The sequence below is a fragment of the Cytophaga aurantiaca DSM 3654 genome (assembly GCF_000379725.1).
GTDB lineage: Bacteria > Bacteroidota > Bacteroidia > Cytophagales > Cytophagaceae > Cytophaga > Cytophaga aurantiaca.
This window is the reverse complement of sequence record NZ_KB903626.1, coordinates 39,393-62,415: the sequence shown is the minus strand read 5'-3', so window position 1 is coordinate 62,415 and position 23,023 is coordinate 39,393. Positions and strand designations below refer to the sequence as shown.

Annotated in this window: 25 protein-coding genes; 13 read left to right on the top strand and 12 right to left on the bottom strand. The window is 37.1% G+C overall.

Annotation, left to right across the window (positions count from 1 at the left end; genetic code table 11):
- Positions 1–28: 28 nt before the first annotated feature.
- The 3 genes from rpsU to A3EE_RS0105645 form a co-directional block, all read right to left on the bottom strand.
- Positions 29–226: a 30S ribosomal protein S21 gene (gene rpsU, locus A3EE_RS0105655; protein WP_011586740.1), complete on the bottom strand. Its 198-nt coding sequence runs from the start codon at positions 224–226 to the stop codon at positions 29–31.
- Positions 227–302: 76 nt separating this feature from the next.
- A complete protein-coding gene (locus tag A3EE_RS0105650) occupies positions 303–1,442 on the bottom strand; it encodes an acyl-CoA dehydrogenase family protein (protein WP_018342467.1) in 1,140 nt (379 codons plus the stop codon).
- Between the two features lie 36 nt (positions 1,443–1,478).
- The gene (locus tag A3EE_RS0105645) at positions 1,479–1,697 is read right to left on the bottom strand and encodes a response regulator (protein WP_018342466.1); all 219 of its coding nucleotides are present in this window, start codon (positions 1,695–1,697) and stop codon (positions 1,479–1,481) included.
- A 128-nt stretch (positions 1,698–1,825) separates the two neighbouring features.
- On the opposite strand from A3EE_RS0105645, the gene A3EE_RS0105640 reads away from it, so the two are divergent.
- The 5 genes from A3EE_RS0105640 to rfbA all read left to right on the top strand — a co-directional run bounded on the left by A3EE_RS0105640 (position 1,826) and on the right by rfbA (position 7,553).
- The gene (locus A3EE_RS0105640) at positions 1,826–3,148 is read left to right on the top strand and encodes a UDP-glucose dehydrogenase family protein (protein ID WP_026209615.1); all 1,323 of its coding nucleotides are present in this window, start codon (positions 1,826–1,828) and stop codon (positions 3,146–3,148) included.
- A gap of 151 nt (positions 3,149–3,299) precedes the next feature.
- Positions 3,300–4,280, top strand: coding sequence for a UDP-glucuronic acid decarboxylase family protein (locus tag A3EE_RS0105630; protein WP_018342463.1), 981 nt, complete (start codon positions 3,300–3,302; stop codon positions 4,278–4,280).
- Between the two features lie 8 nt (positions 4,281–4,288).
- Positions 4,289–5,587, top strand: coding sequence for a nucleotide sugar dehydrogenase (locus A3EE_RS0105625; RefSeq protein WP_018342462.1), 1,299 nt, complete (start codon positions 4,289–4,291; stop codon positions 5,585–5,587).
- Between the two features lie 4 nt (positions 5,588–5,591).
- Positions 5,592–6,656, top strand: coding sequence for a dTDP-glucose 4,6-dehydratase (rfbB, locus tag A3EE_RS0105620; RefSeq protein ID WP_026209614.1), 1,065 nt, complete (start codon positions 5,592–5,594; stop codon positions 6,654–6,656).
- Between the two features lie 30 nt (positions 6,657–6,686).
- Entirely contained in the window at positions 6,687–7,553 is an 867-nt protein-coding gene (gene rfbA / locus A3EE_RS0105615) for a glucose-1-phosphate thymidylyltransferase RfbA (RefSeq protein ID WP_018342460.1), read from the top strand.
- Positions 7,554–7,555: 2 nt separating this feature from the next.
- Here rfbA and A3EE_RS0105610 read toward each other — a convergent pair whose 3' ends face one another.
- Positions 7,556–8,749, bottom strand: a complete 1,194-nt coding sequence (locus tag A3EE_RS0105610) for a THUMP-like domain-containing protein (protein ID WP_018342459.1) — start codon at positions 8,747–8,749, stop codon at positions 7,556–7,558.
- Between the two features lie 145 nt (positions 8,750–8,894).
- On the opposite strand from A3EE_RS0105610, the gene A3EE_RS0105605 reads away from it, so the two are divergent.
- Positions 8,895–9,146, top strand: coding sequence for a 4a-hydroxytetrahydrobiopterin dehydratase (locus A3EE_RS0105605; protein ID WP_018342458.1), 252 nt, complete (start codon positions 8,895–8,897; stop codon positions 9,144–9,146).
- On the top strand, positions 9,130–9,888 hold the full coding sequence (gene rsmI / locus A3EE_RS0105600; RefSeq protein WP_018342457.1) for a 16S rRNA (cytidine(1402)-2'-O)-methyltransferase: 759 nt from the start codon (positions 9,130–9,132) through the stop codon (positions 9,886–9,888). Before A3EE_RS0105605 ends, rsmI begins: the two co-directional genes overlap by 17 nt.
- 6 nt (positions 9,889–9,894) lie before the next feature.
- Here rsmI and A3EE_RS0105595 read toward each other — a convergent pair whose 3' ends face one another.
- The 6 genes from A3EE_RS0105595 to A3EE_RS0105570 form a co-directional block, all read right to left on the bottom strand.
- The gene (locus tag A3EE_RS0105595) at positions 9,895–10,458 is read right to left on the bottom strand and encodes a hypothetical protein (protein ID WP_018342456.1); all 564 of its coding nucleotides are present in this window, start codon (positions 10,456–10,458) and stop codon (positions 9,895–9,897) included.
- 8 nt (positions 10,459–10,466) lie between these two features.
- A complete protein-coding gene (locus tag A3EE_RS0105590; RefSeq protein WP_018342455.1) occupies positions 10,467–11,009 on the bottom strand; it encodes an alkaline phosphatase PhoX in 543 nt (180 codons plus the stop codon).
- 12 nt (positions 11,010–11,021) lie between these two features.
- Positions 11,022–11,903 carry an alkaline phosphatase PhoX gene (locus A3EE_RS0105585; protein ID WP_018342454.1) on the bottom strand — a complete coding sequence of 294 codons (882 nt, stop codon included), beginning with the start codon at positions 11,901–11,903 and terminating at the stop codon, positions 11,022–11,024.
- A gap of 4 nt (positions 11,904–11,907) precedes the next feature.
- Entirely contained in the window at positions 11,908–12,843 is a 936-nt protein-coding gene (locus tag A3EE_RS0105580) for a DUF6929 family protein (protein ID WP_018342453.1), read from the bottom strand.
- A gap of 69 nt (positions 12,844–12,912) precedes the next feature.
- The gene (locus tag A3EE_RS0105575) at positions 12,913–13,881 is read right to left on the bottom strand and encodes a hypothetical protein (RefSeq protein WP_018342452.1); all 969 of its coding nucleotides are present in this window, start codon (positions 13,879–13,881) and stop codon (positions 12,913–12,915) included.
- 93 nt (positions 13,882–13,974) lie between these two features.
- Positions 13,975–14,934 carry a hypothetical protein gene (locus A3EE_RS0105570; protein ID WP_018342451.1) on the bottom strand — a complete coding sequence of 320 codons (960 nt, stop codon included), beginning with the start codon at positions 14,932–14,934 and terminating at the stop codon, positions 13,975–13,977.
- A 195-nt stretch (positions 14,935–15,129) separates the two neighbouring features.
- On the opposite strand from A3EE_RS0105570, the gene A3EE_RS0105565 reads away from it, so the two are divergent.
- From A3EE_RS0105565 to A3EE_RS0105555, 3 genes are all read left to right on the top strand, one after another.
- Positions 15,130–15,648 (top strand): 3-hydroxyanthranilate 3,4-dioxygenase, encoded by a 519-nt coding sequence (locus A3EE_RS0105565; RefSeq protein WP_018342450.1) that lies wholly within the window; start codon positions 15,130–15,132, stop codon positions 15,646–15,648.
- A gap of 129 nt (positions 15,649–15,777) precedes the next feature.
- The gene (kynU, locus tag A3EE_RS0105560; RefSeq protein WP_018342449.1) at positions 15,778–17,076 is read left to right on the top strand and encodes a kynureninase; all 1,299 of its coding nucleotides are present in this window, start codon (positions 15,778–15,780) and stop codon (positions 17,074–17,076) included.
- Entirely contained in the window at positions 17,073–18,428 is a 1,356-nt protein-coding gene (locus tag A3EE_RS0105555; RefSeq protein WP_018342448.1) for an FAD-dependent oxidoreductase, read from the top strand. The genes kynU and A3EE_RS0105555 overlap by 4 nt, the downstream gene beginning before the upstream one ends.
- Positions 18,429–18,762: 334 nt before the next feature.
- On the opposite strand, the gene A3EE_RS0105550 is transcribed toward A3EE_RS0105555, so the two are convergent.
- Positions 18,763–19,545 (bottom strand): LOG family protein, encoded by a 783-nt coding sequence (locus A3EE_RS0105550; protein WP_018342447.1) that lies wholly within the window; start codon positions 19,543–19,545, stop codon positions 18,763–18,765.
- Positions 19,546–19,803: 258 nt separating this feature from the next.
- Here A3EE_RS0105550 and A3EE_RS0105545 point away from each other — a divergent pair, with 258 nt between their 5' ends.
- From A3EE_RS0105545 to A3EE_RS0105535, 3 genes are all read left to right on the top strand, one after another.
- A complete protein-coding gene (locus A3EE_RS0105545; protein WP_018342446.1) occupies positions 19,804–20,367 on the top strand; it encodes a hypothetical protein in 564 nt (187 codons plus the stop codon).
- Positions 20,368–20,461: 94 nt separating this feature from the next.
- Positions 20,462–21,031 carry a hypothetical protein gene (locus A3EE_RS0105540; protein ID WP_033417611.1) on the top strand — a complete coding sequence of 190 codons (570 nt, stop codon included), beginning with the start codon at positions 20,462–20,464 and terminating at the stop codon, positions 21,029–21,031.
- 91 nt (positions 21,032–21,122) lie between these two features.
- Complete coding sequence (locus A3EE_RS0105535; RefSeq protein WP_018342444.1) at positions 21,123–21,761, top strand: hypothetical protein; 639 nt, start codon at positions 21,123–21,125, stop codon at positions 21,759–21,761.
- Between the two features lie 49 nt (positions 21,762–21,810).
- Here the strand turns inward: A3EE_RS0105535 and A3EE_RS0105530 are convergent, their stop codons facing one another.
- Positions 21,811–22,908 carry a DUF4421 domain-containing protein gene (locus A3EE_RS0105530; protein WP_018342443.1) on the bottom strand — a complete coding sequence of 366 codons (1,098 nt, stop codon included), beginning with the start codon at positions 22,906–22,908 and terminating at the stop codon, positions 21,811–21,813.
- Positions 22,909–23,023: the final 115 nt, after the last annotated feature.

Below are 23,023 nucleotides of genomic sequence, written 5' to 3'. Positions count from 1 at the left end.
ATAGATAAAATATTTTAAATAAACGAAACTAGTCGTTTGAAGCAGCTTCCTGTAATTTAAGACGGTAAGAAGCACGAATTACTTCTTTTCTTAAACGTACTGATTTTTTCTCGTAGTAAGAACGTGCACGAAGTGCCTTTAAAACACCTGTTTTTTCAAATTTCTTTTTGAAACGCTTTAAAGCTTTATCTATCGGCTCGTTTTCTTTGATGTTGATTACGATCATAACAATTCTTTTATTTAATAAGGACTGCAAATTTACGCATTCATTATTAAATAAACAAAGCAGAATGTGAATAATTTTATTTTTGCAATGACTTGGCAATCACAATTTTCTGTATTTCAGAGGTGCCTTCCCCGATTGTACAGAGTTTTGCGTCGCGATAAAACTTCTCAACCGGGTAATCTTTTGTATATCCATACCCTCCAAAAACCTGAACCGCTTCATTTGCAACACGGACACATACTTCTGAAGCATATAATTTAGCCATGGCGGCTTCGCGCGTCATAGGCATCCCTTTCATTTTCATGTCTGCTGCTTTATACGTTAACAATCGTGCAGCTTCGATTTCTGTAGCCATGTCCACTAACTTGAACGATATACCCTGAAAATTACCTATTGGCTGATTAAACTGTTGTCTTTCTTTTGAGTATTGAAGGGCTGCTTCATAGGCTCCCTGTGCAATTCCCAAACTCAATGCTGCAATAGAGATTCTTCCGCCATCCAATACTTTCATAGCTTGTTTGAAACCGTCTCCAACATTCCCTAAAAGCTGGCTTTTATGAACGCGTACGTTATCCAATAACAGCTCACAGGTTTCGGATGCACGCATACCAAGTTTATTTTCTTTGCGGCCATGTGTAAGCCCTTCCGTACCTTTTTCAATTATAAATGCGGAGGAGAATTTTTTATCTTCACTGTCTGCGTGGCGCGCCAATACAACAACTACATTCGAGGATTTAGCGTGTGTAATAAAATTCTTGCTGCCGTTTAAGATCCAGTAGTCACCGTCTTGTTTAGCGACTGTTTTCATGTTACCCGAATCAGATCCGGTGTTGGCTTCTGTAAGCGCCCAGGCTCCAATCCACTTTCCTGTTGCCAACAGAGGTAAATATTTAGCTTTTTGTTCTTCATTCCCAAAAGCCAGAATATGCCCCGTGCATAATGAATTATGTGCAGCCATAGATAAACCTATGGAACCGCATACTTTGGAAATTTCTTCTAAGGCGGTGATATACTCGAAATAGCCCATTCCGGCTCCGCCATATTGCTCGGGAACTAGCACGCCCAACAAACCAAATTCACCCATTTTGTGAAACAGATCTACCGGAAATTCCTGCGCTTCATCCCAGGTCATGATATTTGGACGAATGTATTTTTCAGCCACATCTTTTGCCATCTTGGCAATTAATAGTTGATTTTCAGTTGGTTCAAAATTCATGATCGATCCATTTAAAAGATGTAAAAGCAATTCCGGCTAATAGGCCATATCCCATTCATGACAATGCGTTATTTTATTTGCAAAATAATCATGAATTATAATATCGGGGTTAAATGTCAATAAATCAAATACACTGTTGTCTTTAGAAAAGAAATGCAGTGCGTAATTTTTTGAGCGAAGTTCATTCGCTATCGTTTTGCGGTTATTTATATCGTCTTCGAGAACGAAAACTTTAAAAAGTTTACTGTCTGTCATAATACATCACGGTTAATGGTGTTTCAATTCAATACGTGAAAATGATATATATAGTTATTTTTGCTACCTCAGAAGGGAAATATCAGTCTATATTTTTATATCTTGCCATTAAATCTCTTTTTAAAACAATGAAAATAGTAATAGTTGGAACTGGATACGTTGGCCTTGTAACAGGAACGTGTTTTGCAGAAGTTGGTATCGATGTAGTATGTGTTGATATTGATAAAACTAAAATCGAAAATCTGAACAAAGGCATATTACCAATATATGAACCAGGTTTGGAAGAAATGGTTGAACGTAACTCTAAAAAGGGGCGTTTAAAATTCTCAACAAATCTTGCCGAAAGTATTATTGGCGCAGAGGTAGCATTCATTGCTGTTGGTACTCCTCCGGGTGAAGATGGCAGTGCAGATCTGAAATATGTATTAGCTGTAGCTTCTGACATTGGTAAATCCATGCAACAGGCAATCGTTGTTGTTACGAAGAGTACGGTGCCGGTTGGTACATCATTGAAAGTGAAGAAAGCATTGGCAGATGAATTAGCTAAAAGAAATTCTTCTTTACCTGTATATGTATCTTCAAATCCTGAGTTTTTGAAAGAAGGCGCTGCGATTGATGACTTCATGAAGCCCGATCGTATTGTTGTTGGTGTTGATGCTCCTGAAGCTGAAGAAACAATGCGCAAATTATACAAACCGTTTTTGTTGAACGGTCATCCAATATTTTTCATGGATATCCCTTCTGCAGAAATGACCAAGTATGCAGCAAACTCGATGCTTGCAACGAAGATCAGTTTTATGAACGATATTGCAAACCTATGTGAGATCGTAGGTGCTGATGTTAATTTGGTTCGCAAAGGAATTGGGTCGGATGCGCGTATCGGAAATAAATTTATATATCCGGGTGTTGGTTATGGCGGTTCTTGTTTTCCAAAAGATGTGAAAGCATTGATTAAAACGGCAAAACAACATGGTTACGACATGCGCGTATTAAGTGCTGTTGAAGATGTGAACGATGACCAAAAATATGTGTTGGTTAAAAAAGTAAACAAGTACTTTAACAACGATTTAAAAGGCAAAAAGTTTGGTGTTTGGGGCTTATCCTTTAAACCGAAAACAGATGATATGCGTGAAGCACCTTCATTGGTTATCATCCCTGAACTATTAAAAGCAGGAGCTACAGTTGTTGCCTATGATCCTGTTGCGATGCATGAAGCATCACACACACTTAAAGATACGATAACGTATGCGCAAGATCCGTTAGAAGCATTAGAAGGTGTTGATGGATTATTGATTGTTACTGAATGGTCAGAGTTCCGTTCACCGGATTTTGATGTAGTTAAAAGTAAAATGAAAGGTAAAGTAATTTTTGATGGACGAAATATATTTGATCCGAAAGAAATGAAAACACTTGGATTCGATTACTATTGTATCGGACTAAAGAATGATTAACATTGAATGTTAAGTTTAATACAGCAGGTTAAATTCCAAATAACAAAAAACAAATCCCAAACAGAGGAAAATAGATTTAAACCGGAAAGTAATATCAGTCGTTTTAAATTTGTTTTTTTAAAATTTGGAATTTGTCATAAAGACAACAAAAATGGCTAAGAAGAGAGTATTAATCACTGGCGCAGCTGGTTTTTTAGGATCGCATTTATGTGATCGTTTTATTAAAGAAGGATATCATGTAATCGGGATGGACAACCTGATTACAGGCAATCTTAAAAATATTGAACATCTGTTTCCGTTAGAAAATTTCGAATTTTACAATCATGATGTTTCGAAATTTGTTCACGTTGCAGGTGATCTGGATTACATACTTCATTTTGCATCGCCGGCAAGTCCGATTGATTATTTAAAAATTCCGATCCAGACATTGAAAGTAGGTTCTTTAGGAACACATAATTTATTAGGTCTGGCTCGTGCTAAAAAAGCACGTATGCTGATTGCTTCTACTTCTGAAGTATACGGCGATCCATTGGTGCATCCACAAACGGAAGATTACTGGGGCAATGTAAACCCGATTGGTCCACGTGGTGTATACGATGAAGCAAAACGTTTTCAGGAAGCAATCACAATGGCGTATCATACATACCATGAAGTGGAAACACGTATCGTTCGTATCTTCAATACCTATGGTCCACGTATGCGTTTAAATGATGGCCGTGTATTGCCTGCATTCATTGGTCAGGCATTAAGAGGTGAAGATCTTACTTCTTTTGGTGACGGTACTCAAACGCGTTCGTTCTGTTATGTGAGCGATTTGGTTGAAGGTATTTATCGGTTGTTGATGAGTGATTATGCATACCCTGTAAACATTGGGAATCCGGTAGAGATCACAATCAATGATTTCGCTCAGGAGATTATTAAACTTACAGGTTCAAATGTAAAAATTACATTTAAGCCATTGCCAACAGATGATCCGAAGCAACGTAAGCCGGACATTACAAAGGCGAAAGAAATTTTAGGTTGGGAACCAAAAGTATCCAGAGAAGAAGGTTTGAAAATCACGTATGAATATTTCAAATCGCTTCCTAAAGAAGACTGGGATGTGTTGCCTAAAGAATTTAAAAAGAATTAAATTTTGTAATGAACGCGTTCAGTAAGCAGTTTGTAGAAAAGAAACAATCATTAGCAGTTATAGGCTTAGGATATGTTGGCTTGCCTATTGCATTAGCGTTTGCAAAAAAAATAAAAGTTATCGGTTTCGATATTAATTCAAGCAGAATTGAATTAATGAAAAAAGATGTCGATCCGAGCGGCGAGTTAAATGCAACCGATTTTCAAAACAGTGAGATTGTTTTTACAAATGATCTCACTGTTCTAAAAGAAGCATCTTTTTATATTGTTACTGTCCCAACACCCATTGATACATTCAATCATCCGGATCTAACGCCATTGATCTCTGCAACGAAGACAATCGGTAAGGTTTTAAAAAAAGGAGACTATGTAGTATATGAATCTACGGTTTATCCGGGTTGTACAGAAGAAGAATGTGTACCTTTGTTGGAGGAGCTTTCAGGCTTAACGTTCGGGAAAGATTTTAAAGTAGGGTATTCTCCGGAACGAATTAATCCGGGCGACAAAGAACATACGCTCTCTAAAATTATTAAAGTTGTTGCAGGCTGCGACCAGGAAAGCTTAAACGCTATTGCTGATGTATATGAACTTGTTGTAGATGCAGGTATACACAAAGCATCCTCAATAAAAGTTGCTGAAGCAGCTAAGATCATTGAAAATACGCAACGCGATGTTAACATCGCGCTGATGAATGAACTATCCATCATTTGTGATAAGCTGGATATCAATACTTACGAAGTATTGGAAGCCGCACGTACAAAATGGAATTTTTTACCTTTTACTCCAGGCTTGGTTGGTGGTCATTGCATCGGTGTTGACCCCTATTATCTTACCTACAAAGCACGCAAGCTGGGCTTAAATCCAAATGTTATCTTAAGCGGCAGATTGATTAACGATCAGATGCCGATGAACATTGCAAAGAAGATCGTTACTTCCTTGATTAAATCGGGCAAAGATATTTCTAAATCACGTGTGCTGGTATTGGGAGTTACGTTCAAAGAGAATGTTGAAGACATCCGGAATTCAAAAGTTGCTGAACTGATAAAAGAACTTCAATCGTATAGTTTAAATATTGATGCGGTGGATCCATACGCATCTTTCGCAGAATTCAAGCACGAGTATAATCTTGAATTTGAAACTGAAATATCCGGAATGTATGATGTAGCTATTTTAGCTGTACCACATAAAGAATATTTAACGAAAGACATCGTTTTCTTTGAGAAAATGATAAATGAAAAGGGATTGTTTGTAGATATTAAAGGTGTTTACAGAAAGTCCGAACACAAAAAATCTTATTGGACATTATAGAATTATGAGTTTTAAAAAAACCATATTGATCACGGGAGGTGCCGGTTTTATTGGCTCTCATGTTGTACGTTTGTTTGTAAATAAATATCCGGATTGCCAGATTGTGAATCTCGATAAGCTTACCTATGCAGGCAATCTTGAGAATTTAACGGATATAGAAAAAGCTTCAAATTATATATTTGAAAAAGGAGATATTGCTGATACTGCTTATATTCAAGGCTTATTTAAAAAATATAATTTTGACGGTGTTATTCATTTGGCTGCAGAGTCACATGTAGATCGTTCAATTGTTGCGCCAATGGAATTTGTTATTACAAATGTTATTGGTACAGTTAATTTATTGAATGCTGCAAAAGATGCATGGAAAGAATCGAAGTATGAAGGAAAACGTTTTTACCATGTTTCTACAGATGAAGTCTATGGATCGCTGCATGATGGCAGCTTCTTTTTAGAAGACACTTCTTACGATCCGCAATCTCCGTATTCAGCATCCAAGGCTTCTTCAGATCACTTTGTACGGGCATATCACAATACCTATAAACTTCCGGTTGTGCTTACGAATTGTTCGAACAACTATGGTCCGAATCAATTTCCTGAAAAACTACTTCCGTTATTTATAAATAACATTCAAACAAATAAAGCTTTACCTGTTTATGGGAAAGGCGAAAATATCAGAGATTGGTTGTTTGTTATTGATCATGCCAGAGCAATTGATACGGTCTACCACGAAGGAAAGGTTGGTGAAACCTACAACATCGGCGGCCATAACGAATGGACAAATATTGATCTGATTCGTTTGTTGTGTAAGCAAATGGATCAAAAATTAGGAAGAGCTGCAGGCACAAGTGAAAAACTGATTACATACGTTACAGATAGAGCAGGTCATGATTTTAGATATGCGATTGATGCAACTAAAATTAAAAATGAATTAGGCTGGGTTCCATCAGTAACATTTGAACAAGGCTTAAGTCTAACAATTGATTGGTACCTGGCGAATCAGGTATGGATGGATAAGATCACTTCCGGTGCATACGAATCGTACTATGCACAACAATATTTGAATAAGTAATTTTTTCATTTTAATAAAGTAGAAAGAAATATGAAAGGTATTTTATTAGCGGGTGGAACAGGATCTCGTTTGCACCCATTAACATTGGCAATGAGCAAGCAAATGATGCCTGTTTATGATAAACCAATGATCTATTACCCACTATCTTGTTTGATGTTGGCAGGTATCAAAGAAATTTTAATCATATCTACTCCACAGGATTTACCAAACTTTCAAAAGTTGCTTGGCGACGGCAGTGCGTTGGGTTGCAAATTTGAATATGCTGTACAGCCCTCTCCGGACGGACTGGCGCAAGCATTTATCATTGGAGAAAAATTTATTGGTAACGATAAAGTCGCGTTGATCTTAGGAGACAATATATTTTATGGTTCAGGTTTGGGACGTTTGCTGCATTCACATAATGATCCGGATGGCGCTGTGATCTTTGCATATCACGTTACAGATCCGGAACGTTACGGAGTTGTTGATTTTGATGACAACATGAATGCTTTATCGATCGAAGAAAAACCAGTGAACCCAAAATCAAATTACGCAGTTCCGGGCGTTTATTTTTATGACAACAGCGTTGTTGAAATTGCTAAAAATTTAAAGCCAAGTCCAAGAGGTGAGCTTGAAATCACCGATGTGAATAAAATTTATTTAGAACAGAAAAGACTTAAAGTTGCCGTATTGAACAGAGGTACAGCCTGGTTGGATACCGGTACATTTGCATCGTTAATGCAGGCAGGAGAATTTGTTCGAGTGATCGAAGAACGTCAGGGATTAAAAGTTGGCTGTATCGAAGAAGTTGCTTACACCATGAAGTTCATAAATAAAGAACAGTTAGAAGCCTTGGCTAAGCCATTAATGAAAAGCGGATATGGCCAGTATTTACTGGGCTTAACGCGGTCGAAATAAAATTAAACTTCGCTGTATTTTTCACACACAAGCAGCGTTTTGGAAGAATCTTTTAGGGTGGTAGCAAATATAAAAATGTTACCACCATCTTTTAATCCCGTTTTTTTACGAATTGTTTCTACTGAATCGGGAAAATTTCTGGTTTGAATATTTGCCTTACCTGTTGGTACACATGCCTGAATTTCTTTTTTGCTGTATCCTGCACGCGTTTTTATTTTAAAAATTCTTCCCGGAAAATCTTTTATATGTGTTTCTGAAGTATAGAGATGTGACGATGCATGAAGCTTTGAAAGCTTGTATGCATCAGCAATGCTGTTAAATCCGCCTGCTTTCAGAATAGATGGATTCGGTTCATACAAATACGTAAGCGGCATGGATAAGTCTGCTTTGAAAGAATTTTCGAAGGAAGTCTTAAATGAAAAAGAATGCAATACTTTTTTATAATCGTGCACGCATACATACTCAGCTTCTCCTGAAAAATTCTTATCCAGCACATACAATACTTCTTTGCATTCATTGTCTACACTGACGATATGTATTTCTTTAACGGATTTAAGTTGTCTCAATGCTTCAGCAATATCCAGCATTGGGGATGTTTTAACTAGAATATTTGTACTGATTCCAAAATAAAAATCCTGCAGTGCTGCTATGTTGGGTTCGCAATCGCTGAGTTTGAATACTTTTTGGGTTTCTTTTCTTCTTGCCGGATCCAGATAGATCCAATCGATGGGATCTGTTATTGATTTTAATACTTCATCTGAATTTCCCGTCAGTACAGAAATAGTTGACTGATTTAGTACGTGAAAATTATGCTCCGCTATTTGAGCAAGATCTTCTTGCTGTTCAATATAAAATGCTTTCTTAAATGATTTTGAAAGATAGAAGCTGTCTACACCAAAGCCCCCTGTTAAATCAACCACACAGTTCCCTTGTATCAACGAAGCCTTATATTGACCTGTACGTTCAGAGGAGCACTGCTCCATGCTTAAACGGATTGGGTAGATGATGTTCGTTGTTGCTGCCCATAAAGGTAACTTGTTTGTAGCTTTTTGAAGCCCTTCAATTTGTGCAGCAACCCATTTTGCATCAATAGCAAAAGATGGCATTTTTAACATCAATTCAGCAACAGATGCATTTTTGTTTTTCTGAATAAATGTTGTTACCTCAGGCGACAATAAAATATTGATAGGAACCATATTCAAAGATACTATTAATCGCTTAATCTCACATTATTGAAATTTAATGCGTAGGCTTCTTTGTTATCCTTTTTTAAAGAAGTAATTTGTAGTAAGAGTTAAAAAAGCAATTGGCTCTTTCTTCAATCAACTAATTCTATTCATTATGGACAAGTGGACAGAACAAAACAATAGATTAATTAAACTGTTTCAATTCAAAGACTTTCTTAAAGCATTTGAATTTATGAAACAGGTAGCAGCTGTTGCAGATCAAATGGATCATCATCCATACTGGACAAATTGTTACAACAAGGTTTATATTGAATTGAACACACACAGTGCGGGGGGCATTGTTACAGAAAAAGACAACATACTGGCGAAGGCCATTGATACTATTGCTCATGAGTCAATCGGATAAAGCATTCGGAAAATTATATTTAGTACCAACACCAATCGGGAATCTTGAAGACATTACGTTGAGAGCTATCCGGATCTTAAAGGAAGTTGATATTGTATTGGCTGAAGATACCCGCACAAGCGGAAATTTATTAAAGCACCTCGAAGTTAAAACAAAGCTTCAGGCATTTCATGCACACAACGAACACAAGGCGTTGCAGGGTGTAATACAATTATTACAACAAGGGAAAAACCTTGCATTGATCTCAGATGCCGGTACTCCAGGCATTTCTGATCCAGGATTTTTATTGGTACGTGAGTGTTATGTGTACAGTATACCTGTTGAATGTTTACCTGGCCCAACAGCATTTGTACCTGCCATTGTAAAGTCTGGTTTACCAAGCGACAAGTTTGTGTTTGAAGGATTTTTGCCCCACAAGAAAGGACGTAAAACACGTATTGAAAAATTGATGGATGAAGATCGTACGATTATTTTTTATGAGTCGCCGTATCGTTTGGTAAAAACGCTGGAACAATTGAAAGAAGCGTTTGGTGCAGATCGACAAGCATCGGTGTCACGTGAATTAACAAAAATGTTTGAAGAGACACGTAACGGAACGCTTACTGAATTAGCAGCACATTATACAAAGCATCCACCTAAAGGTGAGATCGTACTGATTGTGGCGGGCTTTAATAGCAAAACAGATACGCTAGGCGAATTAGGTGAAGAGGATATGGAAATAGCTGACGAAGATGAAGACTAGTTTACCTTACTTTGAAAAATGTTGAACGACTTCTTCGTACGAATATTTCTTATTTGGTTTTTCACTGCAATCCAAAATTCCAATCTGATAGCGGTGCGCTAGCATGATTGCTTTTTTTAGCATGGATTTATATCCTCCGGATGCAATATTAATTTTATTGTAATTGTCTTTCTTAAGATTGAGATAAAACTCTGTACTATTACTATAAGCCTCTGCACCTCCAGCTACGGCATTCATTCTTTGAGCTTTATCCGAATGTGTAATGGTTATAATTTTGAACCCTTTGAAGGAATACCATTTACCTATTTTAATTCCAAGAAATGTGTGGTATTCACGGTATCTATTGTTCGTTAAATCAACTGTTATTCTTTTTTGCATGATAGCGATCGGAAAGGTCATGAAAAGAAAAATCAATCCAATAACAACACCAATACTATTGCCCATAACGATTAAATATGAAGCAGCAAAGGATATTATAAAACAAATAAACCGTACCGGAAAAAAATCATAAGATTCAAGTCGATTGTCAATAATATCTTCAGAGTCGTTTGTTACTATTTCGTTGCTCATTTTTCTTTTTATTTACCTAGATCAATTACTAGTGTACAGGATTTATTAAACGGCGCCAGATTGTTTGGATCCGGATGCTGAATATTTACAAAATAAAATCTGGAATCGTTTGTAAGAAACATTCCGCCAGTTGTTTCAGAACCATTGGGTGCAATTGCAAGACGCTTTAAATCATCTACTGTAGGATTTTTGATACTCAGGTCAAGCCAGTAAATTTCGTTTACAAATAAATTTTCTGCAAGCGCAGATGCACTAACCCGTCCGCGCGTGTTGTGTATGATGTCTTCCTCAATGACCAAATACGTTTTTCCATTTCTCACAACAGCTGTGATTGCATCCGGATTTGAAAAATGTTTATCGGGATGTTTTTTTCCTGCGCCTCCATCTATGAGGACGGAAAATTTATTTGTTATCAGGTCAAATTCTAATACACTTCCATATGGCTGATCGATCACATTGTTTTTAATGAATGGTAATAAATGAGATGCAGGTTTGCCATTGTATACATTCTCCATTACAAAATTATCGTATCCTGTAGCGGTGATGTACATCTTTGTTCCTACCTAGGTCATCCATTCCATGCGTAAAAAATAACTTGCTCCCATACGCAGTGCTACATTCCGTATATCTATAAGCGAATCCATGTGCATGGGTAATTTAATCCAATGGCTGGTATCACTTGCTGTAGCTTCTCTGTACGCATACAATTGACCGTTTTCAAAATCAAATGCTTCGTTTCCAACAAACTTAAAGAATACGCTTGGTGCAAAATCATCGGTAAGGTAAACAGTTTTTCGATCCATTAATACAAGAGCGCTTTCATGCACAAAGCGTCCCATGCTGTAAAGTTTTCGCAAAGCCTTGCTATAGTATACATCCGCTTCAACCATCCATCCGGTATTTTCAAATCGTTTTAACCCATTGAAATCACTGGTATCGGTATAGCCTTTTCCTTTTTTATAGAGAACTTCGTTATTTAACGGTGTACCTTCTTCTGCTGTCAGAAATTTCTCAACTTCTTCCACATAGGTTCCACTGCAATTGTTGTACGTGCCGCCAACGTTAGTAAAGTCAACGTTTCTGATGCTGTCTGAAACTTTCCATGTATTGTCGTTTTGAAATTGAATGGGGATTAGGCTCACGCCACCGCCATCACCCAACGCGGATGAAGAATCATTGCATTCATGTGATACTGCCAGAAGAAGGTTGTTTAAACGATCGGTTCGTATGCCAAGGATCATATCGTGTGAGCCTTTTGCAAATCCACGTTTTCCGTTTTCAGTATAAACCGTATCTCCGGTTTTGAATAAGACTTGATAGGTATATTTTTTATTCAGCAGCAGCGTATTTGTTTTTTCCTGAAATGGAACTTCTTTAAAAGATTTTTGTGCTAGCAGAGGTATACTGATGAAAAAAAATAAGTGTAGTATAATTCGAATTTTCATAAAATTAAAGATCAAGTTGCAGCATCAGAATATCCGAACCACCTTTATCATCGTCGCTTACAGCAATAGCTATATAGGTGTTATCGTTTTCTTTTTCGTAAACCGAAATGGATTCGATCTTTAACAAACGATCTTCAATTGCAGGGATTAATGTGAAATGAGAAACTTCTCCGGTAAATCCATCGGTAAGTTTGCCTCTTGTTTTTTCTTCACCTGTGAAAGAAACAATTCCGACAGCACTCCCCATTATTTCTCCATCGTCAATGGCATTCGATGTATTTTCTGCAGCAGCAGTAAAAAATAATTTTTGATCAAAATAGTCTGCACCAGAAAATCCTGCACGGATACCGTCGATCTCCGGAAGTGTAGTATGTATAATAGTAGGGAAAGGAACGCTGTCTGTATGTCCCTGAATAAATTCAATAAACTCCGGCATATCAAATCTCAGAGTTGCATTATTTTCACGATTGAAAATATATAGATATGCATCGGTGCTTGCGGCTGCTTCAAAATTAAGTACACCGCTTGGACCTGTTGCCTCTTCATTCATTCGAAGAAAGCTATACCATTTAACAAGCGGTACTTCCCAAACCAAATGTTTGCGATTGTATGGCGTAGGTAATTTCACTAAAAAAGCCACATCTCTTCGCGGCGATTTTGATCCCGAACCTAAGATCAACAAATGCGGATAGCCATTAATAGTAAGTTTGGTGATACATTCTAAATCTGCCTTTTTCTTTTTTAAAATCCGGTTATCAACGATGTCATCTGATTTTGCTTTGTATAAAGGAACTTCAGCAAGTACCGTAAGATCGTATTTTAATGCATATAAAAAACTGGAATCGTCGCCGACAATATATATGTTCCCATTGATCACTTCAACTGCAGATGCAGAAGGGATGGTAGTTAGATGGACGTGCTTTAAAACAGATAGTTGCATTCCTAAATATATTAAAAAAGCTCTCTTATTTTACATAAGAGAGCTTTTTTAATAAGAATTTTAATCAAATTATTTTTTGACAGAAAACTCCATGAATTCACCGTTATTTCCAGTACCAACTGATCCTGATTCTGTAGACATATATGTTATTTTAATTAAAACATATTGATCTAAATTTCTAAGTTTCGCAACATACAAATTCCCAGCAGTAACTGCTGATTGCGTTCCTGTCGCATTAGCCGCTAAAGCATAAGCTGCTTTTATAGAAATATCTGTAGCATTAGCATAATCAAAAGATGAAGGTATTTTTGCAAATAAAGTTGAATTAGCAGCTTCAAATGATTGTGACCAAACGGCAGTTTGAGTTATAGGATCAGCATCAACCATATCTTTATCACTTACAGGATCTGAAGCAGATTTATTAGTCAAAGTAGCAAGATCAAATGCACCGGAATTTGGTCCATAGATGTTATTCACTCTATAACCATTCGCTTCACTTAATACACCATATGCAATGTATATTTTAGCTGGTCCTAATAACAAACCACTCGTATTTGAAGGTCCATCAAATGATGTTCCATCAGTAAATGCAAAATAATACTCATCAAAAGCCGCAGCATTATTTGCAGCCAATGGTACAGTTAATGTTAAACTTGCATTGTTTTTTTGATCTGCAGGAATGTCATAATAATAGTTGTTGTTTGCATCCTGTGAGAATCCTGAACCACCATTATAGGTCGCATAAGATCCGGGCGTAACTACTGCACCAGAAACCGTTGATGATTTTTTATATACGTAAATTCTTTTCATGTCAGTGGTTGATTTAGAAACACCATTAACCTGAATGACAGCATTCATTTTATCACGCTTAACATATAAGGTATCTGATCCGCTTGTGTTCGTGTTTTCGTTTAACGAAACAGTAGATTCCGGACTAGCTGGATTAATGGGTCCATCGCTATCATCTTTTGAGCAAGAGCTTAATAATGATAAAGAGCTGATTGCCAATACGGCAATTGTTGAATAGATTTTTTTCATGCTTACAGTTATTTTTAAAATATTTTTTAAATCTACTGATCAAAAAAACGATAACTGTTACATGAAAATCTATTCCTGTTACATAAAAAGATTTTATTTTTTCAGATTGAATATGAAATATTCATTGTCAAAGCCATCACCTACTTTGCCATTTTCCGGAACGATATACATGATCTTCATGGCAGCATACGTATTCGCATTGCCACGCAATTTTACTAAATACACTTCATTTATTTTAATTGAATCGGGTGTTTCAGTAAAAGGTGTTCCCTGTGAATAATAATAGGCAACTTCCGAGTCTGTTGCATTTGCATACGGAAAATTAGCAGGTGCTTTTACAAATGTTGTACTGTTGCGTGCTTTAAATTTTCCGAGAAATTTAGGTGCATCATCTGTATTCTCAGTAATATCAATATCGGCCGCAGCATCCGTATCATATTTATAAATCTGGTTTATCATATCAGATGCCGGATACACACCAGTTCGGAGTGTTGCATAATTATATAATTTAATACCGGTATATTCCGTTAATTTTCCATAAAGCACAAAAATCTGTGCCGGTCCTATTACAACACCAGTTGTAGATGCAGGTCCTGCATAGTCCGCATCATCTGTATAAACAAAATAATACTCATCTATTGCTGCCGTGATTGTGTTAGTTCTCAATGCAACGGTTATATCATTTGTGATGCTGTCCTTGTTCTCACTTGAGATTTTGTAGTAATAATTGTTGTTTGCATCCTTTGCATATCCACTTCCCTGATATGTTTCGTATGCACCGGGAGAGCTGATGTTATCGATCTTGCGCGTGAATACATACAAACGCTTCAGCTCAACACCCATATTCTTTGTATTTGCTGAAACCCGGAGGTTTGCACTTGTCTTCGTTCTCAATACATATAGTGTATCTTTTGCGGATGTCTGAACACTTGATAAGTAGATGCCTTTATCTACCGTATATATATTAAGTGTAGGATTGTCCCCTTTTTTACAAGAAGTAATTAGTAAGAAAATACATAAAGCAGATAAAACGAATGTGAATGTATTGCGCATAAATTAGGGGGTATGTGTAGCCGGTTAAGGTACGCGGTATTGAATAATCTTAATAAAATTACACCTTAGGAATGAAATATCCATGATTTGTGGTGTCTATATTTAAAATTAACGTACTTTATATCAGAAAATTTTATAAAAGGGATTTATTTATAAAATATGGTATCCGGAATTATTCATTAACCAATCATAAATATGCTTAAGCCATTTAATTTCAAGCTTTGGATAGAAGAAAACAGACATTTGTTAAAGCCTCCGGTTGGGAATAAGCAAGTGTATGTTGGCAACGATGATTTTATTGTAATGGTTGTTGGCGGACCCAATGCGCGTAAAGATTTTCATTACAATGAAGGCGAAGAATTTTTTTATCAGGTTGAAGGCAACATCCTATTAAAGATCATTGAAGACGGAAAAATTATTGATGTGCCGATCAATGAAGGCGACATATTTTTGTTGCCTCCACGTGTACCGCACTCTCCGCAACGGGGTGAAAATACCGTTGGCTTAGTAATAGAGCGTTACAGAAGCGAAGAAGAACTGGATGGTTTTAGTTGGTATTGCGAAGCGTGTAATCATAAATTGTATGAAGAATTTGTAATGGTAAAAGATATTGTTACGCAATTGCCGATCGTAATGAATAAATTTTATACTTCGCCTGAATTATGTACCTGTTCAAATTGCGGTACCGTAATGCAAGCGCCTGTTAAACGATAAAATTGATGACTTTGATCGGAGTTTAGCGTTTAGGCTAAACCTCCAGGGATTTAAAATAGTTAGAGTTATTAATATCAATTGCATTTAATCCTTGGAGGTTTCGAATCAAGACTAAATCTATTTATAACAGTGTCTACAAAATTTCTCATAACACGTGCATTTTCTGTTCAGCTAGATAAAGAAGATGCATTGGCTTCCTTTCGAAAAGAGTTTTTATTTCCTACGTTCGGGAAACGTACCACGTATTTTTGCGGGCATTCATTAGGCTTGCAGCCTAAGAAAACCAAAGAACTCATGTTAACGGAATTAAATGATTGGTCTACCTGGGCAGTTGAAGGTCATTGGAAAGCAACCAATCCCTGGCTAACCTATCATCAATCGTTTGCGAAACCCTTATCTGTATTAACGGGAGCATATCCGGATGAAGTTGTGGCAATGAACAGTCTTACAGCGAATCTGCATTTTATGTTTGCGTCTTTTTACAGACCTGCTGGTAAAAAAATAAAAATTATTACAGAAGCCTGGAATTTCCCTTCGGATCGATATGCACTCGAAAGCCTTGTTAAGCTTTATGGGTATGATCCTAAAAAAGTAATTATTGAACTGAAGCCAGCTAAAAAAAATACCCAGCTTTCAACGGAAGAAATCTGTGCCTGTATTGAAAAAAATAAATCAACGGTTGCGCTGGTGTTTTTCAACGGAGTGAATTATTATTCCGGTCAGGCATTTGATATGGCAGCTATCACACAAGCGGCGCACCTTGCCGGAGCCTTTGCCGGCTTTGATCTGGCGCATGCGATCGGGAACATCAATCTACATCTGCACGACTGGAAAGTTGACTTTGCAGTGTGGTGCAGTTATAAATATTTGAATGGCGGTCCGGGTGCGGTTGGTGGTGCGTTTGTGCATCAGCAGCACGGACATGATAAAACAACTCCTCGTATGGCAGGATGGTGGGGCCACGATCAGAATACACGTTTCAATTTAGAAGGCGGATTCAAACCTTTGTCCGGAGCTGCAGGCTTTCAGGTGAGCAATGCACCTATAATGAATATGGTTGGTCTGAAAGCATCATTGGATCTTTTTATGGAAGCCGGCTGGCCGGCAATTTCTAAAAAGAGAAATACTATGTTTGGGTATATGCTGTTTTTGATAAAAGCATTATGCACCAACGATCATAAAAAACAATTCTCCATTCAAATCATAACTCCGACACTGGCGAATACACATGGCTGTATGCTTTCGATCCGTGTGCATCAGCAAAAGGGCAAAGAATTATTTGACGTTTTGTTGAAGAAAGGATTTATGCTCGACTGGCGGGAGCCCGATGTTATTCGTATTGCGCCGGTGCCGCTATATAATACCTATCAGGAAGTATATTCATTTGTATTGGAGTTATCTAAACATGCAGTGTTGGTAGAAAAATGAAAGAGCAGATCAATATTTGCGGCGCAGGCTTAGTGGGAAGCTTATTAGCGATTTTTTTAATACAAAAAGGCTATCGTGTCCGTGTATTTGAAAAAAGAAAAGACCCGCGTATCACTAGCGACGATGCAGGCAGATCCATCAATCTGGCAATCAGTCATAGAGGTTTACACGCATTAAAAGATGCCTTACCCGAACTGGATCTGCGTGCGCTTGATCTGGCAGTACCCATGTTTGGCAGAGCCATACACGATGAAGCAGGGGCAGTTGTGTTTCAGGCATACGGCGAAGCATCGCAGCACATCAATTCAATCGGCAGAAGTGAATTGAATATCTTATTGATCTCAAAAGCAGCATCGCTGGGTGTGGAATTTTTATTTGCGCATACAAGCACCGAATACGATGCAACAAATAAGCAATGGACTTTTAATGATGCCCTAGGGAATGCGACAACAACACAAAGCGGTGAAATAGTTATCGGTGCCGACGGTGCATTTTCTGTAGTGCGTAAGCAATTGCTGGATACGGTGCAGAAGCAGGCTCAGATAGATACATTGGATTATGGATATAAAGAGTTAGAGATAAAAGTTCCTTTTTCAAATAAAATTGCAACGAAGGAAGCCTTGCATATATGGCCTAGAGAACGCTTCATGTTGATTGCACTTCCCAATAAAGACGGCAGTTATACGGCAACGTTGTTTTTACCTATGGAAGGAGAACTTTCATTTAAGGCATTGAGTACAAATGAAAAAATACGATCGTTCTTCAATACCTATTTTTCAGACACACTTGAATTGATTCCGGATCTGGAAAAACAATTTGAACAACATCCCACATCGCGTTTGGCAACGATCCATACTGCAACATGGTATAACGATCATACCTTACTGATTGGTGATGCGGCGCATGCATTGGTTCCGTTTTACGGACAAGGCATGAATGCTGGGTTTGAAGATTGCAGAATTTTATCTGAGATTATTGATAAGAAAGGAGCAACGAATTGGGAGCAGGTATTTGCAGAATTTTTCACTCAGCGCAAAAAAAACACAGATGCCATTTCGGATCTGGCTTTACAGAATTTTGTTGAGATGCGGGATCATGTGGCCGATGCCTCTTTTTTAGTTCGGAAAAAAATCGAAAAATTTTTGCATCAGCAATTGCAGGAACGGTTTGTTCCTCAATATACGTTGGTTTCATTTTCAGATACGCCGTATTCTAATGCGAAAGATGTGGGAGTATTGCATGCAGGTATATTAGATGAAATAATGGCATTGCCTGGTATTGAAGTGTTGTGGCCTTCGGAAGAGCTGGAAAAGAAAGTAATAAAAATTGCTGAGCCACATATCATTAGTTAGTATCTAGTCTAAACAGTTTTTCTTTCTTAAATCCATTTATCTTACTTTTTTTATTCTTCTGTTCTTTTGTCTTGATACAAAAGAACCAAAAAATCAAGGCTGATTTCAAATAAGCTAAAATTTTGGTTCATTCCGCGAACGCTACAAAATCGTCCTGGAAAAGGACTAGTTGTAGCGTTCAAAAAGCTCCATGAACCAAAATTTCTTAACGCAATTTGAAATGAGGCCGTTAGATATTCTTCGCAAGCTTTAGATGTGCATCAATCGAATAATAAAATAGAGTGGTGCTACACAAATTTGTATACCACCACTCTATTTTATTATAAGGAGAAATTTATTCGCCGAAAATCATCCAGCGTTTCATCTTTTTCACTTTTTTCAATCCAAAGCCATCCACCGCATATTTGATCAAATGCTCTTCCATTTCTTCAATATCATCCGTGAATAAGAACAGTTCCATATCTTTCGGAGAGATGGTACCTGCATCCGCCATGTATTGGATGTGTTTGTACAGGTGCTTGTGATATTCTGTACCGAACAATACGATCGGGAAACGTTTGATCTTGTTTGTCTGAACCAGTGTTACCGCTTCGAAGAATTCATCCAGTGTACCCATACCGCCAGGCATACATACAAAGGCGTACGAATATTTACACAACAATACTTTTCGAACAAAGAAGTATTTGATGTTCACGCTCAGATCAAGCCACGGATTTGCATACTGCTCCATCGGTAAAATAATGTTGCAGCCTACAGATTTACCACCGCCGCTTTTAGCACCTTTATTTGCAGCTTCCATAACCCCTGGTCCTCCGCCTGTCATAACCGTGAAGCCAAGGCCTGCAACGGCTTTACCTACTTCAAAAGACTTTTTGTAGAACGGGTGATCTTCTTTAAATCTGGCAGATCCGAATACGGTTACGCATGGTCCTGCAAAGTGCAGAATTCTGAATCCGACAAGAAAATCCCAGATGATATGCAGTAAGAATTTAAATTCTTTCCAACGTGATTTTGGTCCTTCTAAGAAAAAGCGCTCTTCGTTTTGTTCCTCCGGCATTACGTTTGGATTCTTATCCAACACGTTTCTATTATCGACTTTTGTTTTTAAACCCAGCATACTCTTACCCTCTTTAACTTTACGGTATTCTATCTATTATTCAACTAAAACTACTCTAAATTCTATTTATTATAATCTTACGGACAAATATAAAATATGTTATTTTGTTAATACTTAATTATTTGCAATTTTTTTATTAAATATTTGATTTGCAATATTTTAGTAGTTTGAAGTGTAAAAATGAATATGTACTTTAGCAGGTAATATTTGTACTTAAAAACAATTATAACAACCTAAAAATTTTAACACAGATAAACTATGAAATCATTTTACCTACTTGTACTCGCAGTTGCTTTGTGTGCTGCATCGTGCCGCGCGAAAGAAGGCGAACCTGGCCCTGCCGGACAATCGGCGTTAAAGCAGCAAGGCGAAATATCAGGCACAATCGCATTTACTACTATTGCAGGTAAGGATACAAGCGTTCCGTTTAGCTTTAAGTATTTTTCGAGTATAAAAGAGAACACGTTTTCTTACCAACAAAATGGCACTTACACGAATTATGGATTTGATTTTAAAAGAAGAGATTTACAGGATCAAAACTGTTACATCAATCTGAATGGTTATGGATATGGTGTGAACGATACAGAAAGTGATCCGGACTATTCTTATATGGAATTTTCTTTCCTTAAAGTAATCAATGGCGATTTATATGAATTTAGCCGCAATACATCTATTACGGTTACGAATGTAACTCTTGATCCCGCAACAGGCAGATTAACCTATGATTTTTCCGGAACGGTTTATTATGGTCCAAACGACGACGAAGCTACTGTTACAGGTAAAGTAGACGTTACATTAAATCGTGGAGGCAGTAAGGGCTAGAAATAAAAAACAGACCTTGTATTCGTGTTTGTTAAAAATATTCAGAATGCATTTTAATTTAAACGAACTCATTTTAAAATAATTAATCAGAACAATGAAATCATTATATATACTCCTAATAGCAATGGCTATAGCTGCAGTATCCTGCAGAACAAAAGACGGTGCACCGGGTCCTGCCGGTGAAAATACATTAACGCAGAACGGTTCTGTATCGGGCAAAGTTACTTTTGTGGATGATAGCGGAAAAACAGTTAACTCAACATTTAAGTATGAATATTATGAAACTCTGACTGATAATAGATTTTATATACTTGATCAGGGCGCGGATTCAGATTATGAAATAACGCTTAATAGACGTGCTGCTGATGACGTTAATAATTATTTTAACTTTAGTGTAGCCGGATTTACCGATTTGACTACTGGAATAGAAAATGATCCGTACTCTACAACTGCTGATTTTAAGTTTGTTACGATTGCAAATGGAACATTGTATGAGTTTAACGAGACTAACACAGCTATTACAAATTTACAGCTTGATCCTACTACAGGAAGACTGACATTTAATTTCACAAGCGATATGAATTATTCCAACGGTACAGCTACTGTTTCCGGAACAGCAGATGTGACGGTGTATCGCGTATACCATAGCATAATCGTAGAATAATCTGGATTAAAATTTACAGCACGTGCACAAACCAATACGATGTAGGTGTTTTTAACATTAAAAGACTGAATTTTATTTAAAACATTAACTTATGAAATCATTATATATAGTATTAGTAGCACTTGTTGTAGGTGCAACATCGTGCGGAACCAAAGAAGGAGCACCCGGTCCATCCGGACAAAATGGCTTGGCTCAGCAGGGAAAAGTATCAGGAACCCTGGCCTACGTAGATCATAGTGGTCAGGCAGTTAGTATACCTTTTGAATATGATTATTATGAAACCTTATCGGATAATAAATTTTATTATGATGAGGCAAACACAGTCTATGGATTGAATGCTTTTAGAAGAGATCTGAAGGATTATAAAAATTATGTTTCTTTTTCGAATGTAGTGGGAGGAAAAGCGAATGGACAGTTTACTGCACCTACCAGCGGTTATTTTGAATTTTCTTTGTTGAAAGTGCAGGGTGATGATTTGTTTGAATTCTATGGTAGTTTTGATGCATCCAATACCACTTCATCTTATACAATTACCAACTTTGTTTTTGATCCAACAACGGGCAGAACGATCTATGATTTTGTACTTACCTTTGACCCTTCAAACATTAATTTTGAAGGAAAATATGATGAGACAACAACTGCTACTGTTACAGGTAGAATAGATGTTATATTGAATCGTGTAGCAGTGCCAAATCCACCGGTAGTAGCAGTGGATGCGTCACTGAACTAATTAAAAAAAATAGTAATGCAGGCACATTGTTTCACGATGTGCCTGCTCTTTAAAAGTTGTGTAACGTGTGTTCCGCTCTTTTTTGCACGTCAGTCATTTTTTTAGAAATTCCCTTGCCCCATTTAGGCACATTGATTTTGTAGCCCACCTTAAAAATTATTTTGCCATTGTTATTGAAGATGTTCGTCTTTGAAGCCAAATGATACATTTCATTATCATATAAAACGCTTAAACCTGCCGTCCATCTTTTTGCATGAAAGCCAGCACCGGCCTTTGCTAAAACTCTATAAGAGAGAGCAAATTTGTTTTCGTGATCATGTTCGAATGTCATGGATTTATATTGAAGACTCGGACCTACTGCAGGTATAATTCCAAAATAGAATCTCTTATTGATGATCCAGGTAAATCCATATCCCGGAAGAATTGAAATACTATAGAAATCACCGGCTTTAAAAATGGCATCCTGATTCATCTGGTCTAATATAAATTGAGGAATGGAATCGCTCATCTTAAATGTACTTAATGAAAAGCTGGAGTTAATAATAAACGAAGAGGAACTTTTCTTTTGCATTTCGCCTCCAATCATGGTAGCATTCATAGAATACTTAATTGGATTGAAGATACGGAGAAGATTGATTGTAAAACGATTGGTCTTCATGTCAAAATAGGGTGTTTTGTCAGGCGCTCCGGTTACATCCACGTATCCGTTGTAGTTGCCCAGAAAGTATCCTTTGTTTTTACTGTATAGAATATCCAAACCATATTTTGGTGTATAAGCAAGAGCCTGCAAATTAAAATTCTGGTATTTTGCCTGATCGTTGTCGTAATTGTTTTTGCCAATCTTGGGAGATAAAATAGCAATATTTACAGCAAGCCATTTGTGACTAAAACCCAAACCAATGTTTAACGGAGTAATAGGAAAGTAGTAATTATTGATACCCGGGTTGGTAAACAGTTTTCCGTTTAGGTAGCGGGTAGAAAAAATAAATATGGTTAGCTTGGATCGTGCACTAAGCACATAATTTTCTCTTTTTGCATACATGCTATCCTGCTCGTCAAACCGCTTAGAATCCTTTTGAGCATACGCTTGGAAACCAAACTGAACGCATAAAAATATATATAAACTAATGCTGAAAACTATTTTCACAAAGGAACTGTATTAAAATAAATCGAATGACCCAAATATACTTAAATGGAGATTAAAGATGTATGATAGCTGGCATATATCAAGCTTTTCAGTCTGGTGTAGAAAAGACAAACTA